Origin of the sequence: Rhizobium sp. ERR 1071, from assembly GCF_007828675.1 — a bacterium.
GTDB lineage: Bacteria > Pseudomonadota > Alphaproteobacteria > Rhizobiales > Rhizobiaceae > Rhizobium > Rhizobium dioscoreae.
Genome location: NZ_VITM01000022.1, coordinates 20,108 through 28,033 on the forward strand (window position 1 = coordinate 20,108; position 7,926 = coordinate 28,033).

Consider the following 7,926-nt stretch of genomic DNA (forward strand, 5'->3'; position numbering starts at 1 on the left):
GTTGCAGTTGTTAGAATAAAGCCAACCGTGCAAAGCAACGAGATCGAGAATTGGAACGATTGCACCAACATTGGGAAGGGTGAGCCTGCTTGCTAACTCATCTTTCAAATTACAACGGAAAGCCGCGACCGTCGGCAAAACGCCTCAATCTCACGCTCAAACGCGTCACAGATCACCCCGCATGGGTACCAACTGCTTTGCGCACTGATCGACCATTTGCACCGGCATGCAATGGCACCTTCCACGATCAGGCATCGCTTTCGTGCCAAGTTGTACGGCATTACGGTTGGTACCAACAACGCCAGCGGCGTCTTTGGCAATTCGAGAGGCAGCATCGAGCTGTATCGAGGTATTTGCTTTGGCCTTAGGATAACGTCCACTCCATGCAGCCGTCACGTTGCCGCCAAGCCTTGGGTTTATGAAAGGCCGACGCTCAGCGATCAGGGCTGTCAATCGTGGATCGTGGAAGCGTGCCTGGTGTGGCTCCATCCAAGCAAGATCGCCGGCAAAGGTCCAGGGGAAAAGATGTTGCGGTGGGGGCGGATATCGGTTCCGTTCTCGAGCAGGTGGGTGGCAAAGGAATGCCTCAGCGTATGGACGGTGACCCGCTTGGAAAGACTTGCCGCCGGAAGCGCGGAGATTCACTGGGAAGGCCTCAACAAACGCCACGCCGCAAGAAAATTATTGGAACATCCAAGGTTCATCGATGTTCGAGGGCGGTCAACAAAGAACATTCAAGGACAAAACCATGTTCATCAAAATTTTGGCAGTGTCAGCTCTTTCTATCGGCCTTGCAACCTCAGCGCTGGCCCAGCAGTCGGGCAGCAACAACAGCGGATCCAGTTCGGGCGCCGGGACAGGATCCGGATCCTCAACAAATTCCGGTTCCGGATCTGGCAACGGCACAAGCGGAAATAGTGGCTCGAGCACCAACACCAACAACGGCGGCGGCAATAACGGCGGCACAAGTGGTAACGGCGCCAGCAGCGATGGGGGGAAGGCAAGCGACTGCAACGGAATGTCCACATCGAAGAACACGACAAATATGAAGCAAGATCAAGCGGCCAATCCTGCCGCTACGTCGAACTGCCCGTAGTTGGACATAGGTAGTTCTCATCGATCTTTGCCGTACGCGTCCCGGGAATATCGAGATGCCCAGTCGAGGCGTAGGGAACCTCCCAGACCTTATCGTCGCCGTTCAATCGCGCGAAGGGGATCTGCCGCAGCTCGTCGACGACCGTCTTGGAATACGGGGTTCGAATCCGGAAGCCTGTCGGGATGACTTCGAGGTATGGACTGAGGATAGGTTCAAACTCGTAGGCGTCACGGCCACGCTCCTGTTCGAAGGGATCGTGACGGTCGGCTTCGGAAGCGAGCCATCTGTAGATGCGGCGTCGTGCCGTGACGCCGGGGATTGTCCGTGCCTGAAGGGTCTCGCTCCAGCGGGCGTTGGGGAACGTCTCCCGGAAGCGAGCGACGGTCATCCTGTCGAAGGCGAACGAGATCGTCTCGGTCGCGGGGTGCTCATCTTCCTGGTCGAGTTGTGGTCTCATGAATTCCTACATCGGCGCGCCTGTCACGGGGTTAACTATAGGCCTTTCGCTCTCGTCTTTCTCGCCAGACGGCTGAACGGCCGGTGGTGCCTTGGATTCATCGTCGGCCGGTTCCGGGTTCGAAGGCGTCGGATGGACGTCAGCGGGCCGGCTTTGCTCCGGAGTTGCGTTTGTATCGTTCGTGCCCATCGTCGATCTCCTTCTGATGGCATGCTCGTACAACGCTGCCCGCCGTCGATCGTTCACCGCTACACATTCCGATCGTCGCGGCCTATTGAAACACAAAGGGCGCTCGACCCGTTGCCGGGGAGCGCCCGCGCCCAACCCGGACGACTGCGGCACGACGGAGAGGGTGTCGCGGTTGCGGTCATCGATACGGTGTGTGATCATTACATGATGACGGAAGTCGGATGGTTCAATGGGCCGATCCGCGCGTGCCGCGAAGGGCAGCCATGCGTTGGAAACTCCGGCGTCCATCACTACATATCCGGAACCACTCACATAGACGGATATCATGGTTTCAAGGATCAGACGAACCTTGACCGTCGGCCAGCGCGCGGCCGCGGTCGAGCGCACGAACGCGATCGCGCAAGAGGCAGCAGACGAAGAACGCCGACGCCGCGAGGAGAAGACGGAACGGTTGCGCAAGCTGAGGCTTGCGGCGGCGGAGGCGTCACGGAAGTGAACGCCGCTCCGGCAAGGACAGGTGTCCAGTGCGTGGCAGCTCTTAAATAATCAAATCGGAAAGTAAAATGGATCACGTATCGAAGAAATACGAGCCGGGTGCGGCCCCGCGGGCCAGCCGGCCGGCAAAGGGGCATATCGGCGCCGTTCAGATCGAGAGCCGCTACCGCGACGTCCTAAAGGACGCCTCAGCCCGCCTGGCAAAGGATGACGCCCTGACGTGTATAGAATATAGTATCAGTGGCATGAATGCGTTGTTGACGATATACGGAGTGCGGGCTTTCGACAGTCACCAGTTGACTCGGATGCCGACGGTACCGGCGGTTGCGGTCTCTTGGCTTCGGCTATTATCGAGCGACCAGCGATGGCTGGCTTGGCCATGGAAGCTCACATTCTGACTCACGCGCGCTGTCAGGCCGCCCGCGACCTCCAGCGCCGTGTCACCGAAGCGGGTCTCGATGGCTGCCGAGGATTGCCCGAAGAGCGTGCTGTCATTGCCGGAGAAGGTATGCCAGAAGTTAATGCGCGCATAGGATTGCCACAGCGTCCCTGCTTCGTCGCGCTCTGTGTATTGCAGCCGCGCCCCAAGCCTTCCGGTGAAGGCCGTACCCGCACTCCAGTCCACACTCGAATACTGGTCTCGAGACCGATCCACCGACAGATCCTGGTACATTATTTGCGCTTGTGGCTCGATTAGCCCGCCATTGCCTTGTCCGAAGCGGATTGGGTAGCCCGCCTCGAGCGACGCAATGTATCCGGTCGCATGGGTCGAGATTCCGGCACCATAGAGGGAAATGGCCAAGAATGTCGTTCCCGACGCGAACGACCGTGATCAGACTTGCCGGCGGCCTTTTCGTTCATTCGCCGACTACATTCTCGCCCACTTTAGAGCGACAGCTTCAGAAATTGGGCTCTCCGCGTTGGATCGTAGGACCGAACCGAATCCACTATTGGTGGATCCCCGATTGGAAAGATGCCTATCCCGGCTCAGACATTTATCTTGCGCCGCACATCCGCGAACAATCGAAGGGTCGAATCAACTTTGCCGCTCATGCCTTGTCGGGCAAGAGCGGCTATCCGTGGGATGACGAACTTGCGACTTTGCCGGTAGAAGGAAGCTACATGACTGAGTTCGAGTTTTTCCATTCTGAGAGCCGCACATTAGTGCTGACTGACCTCATCGAGAATTTTGAATCCTCTCGTCTGAACGGACGCCTCATGCGCTTTCTCACATGGCTCGGTGGTGTCCAGGATCCGCATGGAAGCATGCCACGGGACATGAAAATGACGTTTCTAAGTGGGGATCTTAAAGCAGCTGTTGAACAGATGATCGAGTGGAATCCGGAGCGCATAATCCTGGCCCACGGCCGCTGGTACAAGAGTGATGGTGCGCGCGAGCTGCACCGCGCCTTCGCTTGGTTGCTTCGATAGTAGCGATCACAGATGCTTGAAACCGGTCCTTTTCCATCTTCTGTGGAACCTCGGGCGTTCAGGATGGTTGGCGCACTAGTTTCTTGTAATGGCGGTCGTCTCCAGTACCTCAGCCTGCCGCGGGGATCCTACGCATGTTTCCAAACTGGTTTCATATCCTTGCCGCTCTTGCCATCTGCCTCGGCTTCCTTTCTGCGATAGTCATATTCGTTGATATTCTGCGACATCCGCAACACATGGGGATCATGAATGTCGTTTGGCCGGTCACCGCCCTGTTCGGAACGATACCGCTGCTCCTTGCCTATTTCGCCTACGGCCGTTTGGGCAGCCACGTCGCCATGAAGGAAGCCGAGGGCCGAGGGGAGGAGATGCCAGGCAAGACCGAAACCCCCTTCCCTGTCATGGTCGGAAAGGGAGCCTTGCACTGTGGAAGCGGCTGCATGATCGGCGATATTATCGCCGAATGGTTGGCTTTTACGATGCCGGTGATCGCGGTCGCCCTCGGATGGCACACGCTATTTCGTGAAAAGATGTTCGCGGTGTGGATTCTCGACTTTATCTTTGCCTTCGTTCTCGGCGTCGTGTTTCAATATTTCGCAATCGCCCCCATGCGCGGGCTTCCGCTTGGCGAAGGCTTAAAGGCGGCCTTGAAAGCGGACACGCTTTCGCTCATTGCCTGGCAGGTGGGCATGTATGGCGCGATGGCCATCTTGCAGCTCCTTGTCTTTCCGACAGTCTTCGGGATGAAAGCCGAGGTCAACAGCTTGGAGTTCTGGTTTGCCATGCAGATTGCCATGATCTGCGGTTTTGCGACAAGCTATCCAGTTAACTGGTATCTTATATCAATCGGAGTCAAAGAGAAGATGTGAGTGCAGTGATAGCGGTATAGGCTTTCCGCTGTCGGGTAACCGCAGTCACCGCCTCAAATGTGGGCGATCGAGAAATCGTTGTGTTTAGCTCGATTGAGGGAACCGGTACCCTTTGCAGCCTCCTTGATCAACATCGCAGTTATTGCCGAGGAAGCTCTTGTCAGTCTTCGATCTCATCGCCCTTCTTCTTTCACTTACCGCTGTCTTCTCGTGGGCGAACCAGCGCTTCCTGCAGCTTCCGCCATCAATCGGGATTCTGGCAATGGGACTGGTATCGTCGGCGCTTCTCATCGTGATCGAACTTATGGTTCCTGACGCCGCCCTCTATGGACAACTCGCAGATCTGGTGAAACGCATTGATTTCCAGACCACCGTCATGAACGGCATGCTGGCTTTCCTCCTGTTCGCCGGCTCACTGCATGTAGATTTTTCGGCGCTCCGTGCGCGCATCGCGGTTGTCGGAGCAATGGCGGTGGTCGGAACGATCCTGTCGACGGCCCTCATCGGCCTCGCTATGTGCGCCTGCGCTCAGTTGCTCGAGATAGAACTGCCGCTGGCGTGGGCTCTGGTGTTCGGCGCGCTTATAAGCCCTACGGACCCAGTAGCCGTCCTGGCGACCCTGAGGACGATCAGCGTGCCCTCGCAGCTCGAAACCGACCTTTCGGGAGAATCCTTGTTCAATGATGGCATCGGGGTGGTCCTGTTCACCGCCCTCCTTGCCGTCGCATCGGCAACCAATGCCGGCCAAGTCGGCGTGACGGAGATAGGAGAGCTGTTCCTTCTAGAAGCCGTAGGCGGCGCGGTGCTGGGACTCATCTGCGGCTATCTAGCCTATCTGGCGATGCGTACCATCGACGACTATCCGGTCGAGGTGCTGATTTCGATCGCATTGGCAATGGTTGCTACTCGTTGGCCTCGGCGCTTCATGCGAGTGGACCCATCGCTGTCGTGGTGGCCGGAATTTTTGTTGGTAACCGCGGCCCGAAGGATGCCTTGAGCGACCTCACACAGCGCTATCTGTTCGGCTTCTGGACGCTCGTCGACCAGATCTTGAACTCGATCCTATTCCTGCTCATTGGTCTTGAGGTTCTCGCGCTAAGGTTCGATGTAAACTTCCTGCCGATCTCTCTTGCGGCCATTCCCATCGCGGTGGGCGCGAGGTTCTTGGCGACAGCGTCGGCGGTTTTGGTCCTACGCAACTGGTACGCATTTCACCGGGGCACTATTTCCGTTCTCGTATGGGGCGGATTGAGGGGCGGCATCTCGATTGCCCTTGCCTTGTCGCTTCCCGAAACTGAGTGGAAGCCCGTACTGCTCTCGGCGACATATTTTGTTGTCGTGTTCAGCATTCTTCTCCAAGGATTGACTTTGAGGCGGGTTGCTGAGCGTGTCCTAACAGAGCAACCAAGGAGGCCCTCCAGGTCGTAATGGACCATTCCGAGTAGCGGCGATATCCCTCCTCGAGGAGCTGAAGCCTCTACCGCTCTAAAGTCAACGAGCATTATTATGCTCTTGAAGGGATGCGAACCGTTGTTTTTGTATCGCACCCCACATTATCAACGACTTAGGCATCCAATCCGGCGTAATCGGAATTGGGAACCGCCCGCTGCTTACTGGCGATCGCGTGAGGATGGACATATCACGGCAATGCGCTATCCTTTTCTCATCGCCAGCAGATGAATCCGTAGGCGCTGGCGGCTGAGGGCTGAAAGCTCCCGCCTGCATGTGCGGGACACGCTCATGGTCGATGATTCCGCCGAGAAGTCTCAGAAAGTCATCAGCGGAGACGGGCGTCAGCTGCTTGTTCTTATCGCTGAAGATGAATTCCTTATCAAAGCAGATATCGAAGATGTCGTGAGGGATGCGGGCTTCGAGCATTTCGCGCTATCGAATGCGGACGAGGCTATCCTTGCCTTGGAGGAGGACTCAGCCCGCTTTTGCGCTGTGATAACCGATATCAGGATGCCAGGAGAGACGGACGGTTGGGATTTGGCGCGGCGAGCTCGGGAATTACAGCCACTCATGCCGGTGATCTATATGACTGGCGACAGCGCCCAAGACTGGGCAGCCCAGGGCGTCCCTAATAGCGTTTTGCTTCAGAAGCCTTTTGTCCATGCCCAGCTCGTCACGGCATTGACCACTCTTCTTAACGATGCCGCCACGAGCAGGGTTGGCCAATAGGTTGCTAGGATTAAGGACCGGGACCAGCTCAGGGCGCTCAAGCTTTTCTCATCAAGGAATTGGGGTTCCGTGCAGTCGCGTTGGGCACGCCAACGGCGGGCTTGTTCATGGATCCCAAGAATTCAATCCCGCCTGTCGAAAGTCGCCTGACTGTTCGCTGAAGACGACGCAGAGACATTCGAAAATCAGTTCTGAAGATACGACGCGCCGCAGCGACGTCACCTTGAACTGAACAATTCGCATCTTTGAGCATTGATCCTTGGTAACCCGAAAAGGAGAAATTGCTATGGATTGGAATCGCGTCGAAGGCAACTGGAAGCAGGTTAAAGGCAAGATCAAGGAGCAGTGGGGTAAGCTTACCGACGATGACCTTGATCAAATCGCCGGCAAGCGGGATCAGCTCGAAGGCAAGATCCAGGAGCGGTATGGCCTCGCGAAGGACCGCGCAAAGTCCGACGTTGACGATTGGTATGGCCGTCAGAGCTGGTAAAAAGTGGAACGCACCGGTCTGGCAATGGCCTCAGATAAAGCCCTTTAGAGCAAATTCGAAAAGTCTTTGCCAACTGGCGATACGATCGCATCTGCCCTCGGACCCCGAGGCAGGGCTATTGCTGCTGGGCAACGGCCCGTTCACTTCAGCACATCGGCTCATTCTCGGACACGACGCCGTCACCCCGTATGCCTTGCTCGGGCGAAAATTCGATTTCATCGAATGCGTGCAGACGCAAAAGCTTGAAAATTGCTTCGTTTATGTCGCGTCCGTCGAGGAGGTTGGGGTTGTCGCACAAGACATCAATCGTCCGCTGGGCGGCACGCCTTGCTGCGATGTCGGATGTGGTAAATTTGCGAGCCCAAAGTATCAAAGCTTCGCGAAAACCGGGATCGTTTGGAATAGATACGTATTTCCGAAAGGGCATAATACCACTCCGTCCGTCTTGCAGGCGGGAGCACGTATAAGCCCTCAGTCGCCACCGCCTACTTACTCGGTTGGCGACGATGCTTCATCTTACGCTGTAAGAATGGGGAGTCCACCCTTTCCTATAAGCAAGCAGAGATCTAAGGCCTAAGTCCTTCCATGGCGGGGACTTTGGTCCCCTACTGAAAATTCCGAGACTTCACCTTCAACCGATCAATAAGCCGATCCGGCTCATAAATCTCGCGCGCCTTCATGACGGCCCGCTCCCTGGAGTCCGGGCTGCCGGGCGTGC

The 7,926-nt window shown here is 56.6% G+C and carries 10 protein-coding genes and 2 pseudogenes; 7 read left to right on the plus strand and 5 right to left on the minus strand.

What is annotated here, in order from left to right:
* Positions 1-449: 449 nt before the first annotated feature.
* A pseudogene (locus tag FBZ99_RS32520) lies at positions 450-638 on the minus strand (tyrosine-type recombinase/integrase); the annotation flags it as partial.
* A 110-nt stretch (positions 639-748) separates the two neighbouring features.
* Between FBZ99_RS32520 and FBZ99_RS32525 the strand changes: the two are divergent.
* Complete coding sequence (locus FBZ99_RS32525) at positions 749-1,096, plus strand: oxidoreductase (RefSeq protein WP_145637284.1); 348 nt, start codon at positions 749-751, stop codon at positions 1,094-1,096.
* On the opposite strand, the gene FBZ99_RS32530 is transcribed toward FBZ99_RS32525, so the two are convergent.
* Both FBZ99_RS32530 and FBZ99_RS33735 read right to left on the minus strand, forming a co-directional pair.
* Positions 1,077-1,553, minus strand: a complete 477-nt coding sequence (locus FBZ99_RS32530; RefSeq protein ID WP_442966531.1) for a hypothetical protein — start codon at positions 1,551-1,553, stop codon at positions 1,077-1,079. The genes FBZ99_RS32525 and FBZ99_RS32530 overlap by 20 nt on opposite strands.
* A gap of 6 nt (positions 1,554-1,559) precedes the next feature.
* Entirely contained in the window at positions 1,560-1,742 is a 183-nt protein-coding gene (locus FBZ99_RS33735) for a hypothetical protein (RefSeq protein ID WP_145637287.1), read from the minus strand.
* 325 nt (positions 1,743-2,067) lie between these two features.
* Here FBZ99_RS33735 and FBZ99_RS33315 point away from each other — a divergent pair, with 325 nt between their 5' ends.
* Positions 2,068-2,238, plus strand: coding sequence for a hypothetical protein (locus FBZ99_RS33315; protein ID WP_186450382.1), 171 nt, complete (start codon positions 2,068-2,070; stop codon positions 2,236-2,238).
* A gap of 288 nt (positions 2,239-2,526) precedes the next feature.
* Here the strand turns inward: FBZ99_RS33315 and FBZ99_RS32540 are convergent, their stop codons facing one another.
* Positions 2,527-3,039, minus strand: a complete 513-nt coding sequence (locus FBZ99_RS32540; RefSeq protein ID WP_145637289.1) for an autotransporter domain-containing protein — start codon at positions 3,037-3,039, stop codon at positions 2,527-2,529.
* A gap of 2 nt (positions 3,040-3,041) precedes the next feature.
* On the opposite strand from FBZ99_RS32540, the gene FBZ99_RS32545 reads away from it, so the two are divergent.
* From FBZ99_RS32545 to FBZ99_RS32565, 5 genes and pseudogenes are all read left to right on the plus strand, one after another.
* On the plus strand, positions 3,042-3,668 hold the full coding sequence (locus tag FBZ99_RS32545) for a DUF4336 domain-containing protein (protein ID WP_145637292.1): 627 nt from the start codon (positions 3,042-3,044) through the stop codon (positions 3,666-3,668).
* A gap of 134 nt (positions 3,669-3,802) precedes the next feature.
* Entirely contained in the window at positions 3,803-4,537 is a 735-nt protein-coding gene (locus FBZ99_RS32550) for a DUF4396 domain-containing protein (RefSeq protein ID WP_145637295.1), read from the plus strand.
* Between the two features lie 157 nt (positions 4,538-4,694).
* Positions 4,695-5,965: pseudogene (locus FBZ99_RS32555) on the plus strand (cation:proton antiporter).
* A 312-nt stretch (positions 5,966-6,277) separates the two neighbouring features.
* Positions 6,278-6,718: a response regulator gene (locus tag FBZ99_RS32560; RefSeq protein ID WP_145637298.1), complete on the plus strand. Its 441-nt coding sequence runs from the start codon at positions 6,278-6,280 to the stop codon at positions 6,716-6,718.
* 286 nt (positions 6,719-7,004) lie between these two features.
* Positions 7,005-7,208 (plus strand): CsbD family protein, encoded by a 204-nt coding sequence (locus FBZ99_RS32565; protein ID WP_145637301.1) that lies wholly within the window; start codon positions 7,005-7,007, stop codon positions 7,206-7,208.
* Between the two features lie 145 nt (positions 7,209-7,353).
* On the opposite strand, the gene FBZ99_RS32570 is transcribed toward FBZ99_RS32565, so the two are convergent.
* Positions 7,354-7,635 carry a hypothetical protein gene (locus FBZ99_RS32570; RefSeq protein ID WP_145637304.1) on the minus strand — a complete coding sequence of 94 codons (282 nt, stop codon included), beginning with the start codon at positions 7,633-7,635 and terminating at the stop codon, positions 7,354-7,356.
* Positions 7,636-7,926: the final 291 nt, after the last annotated feature.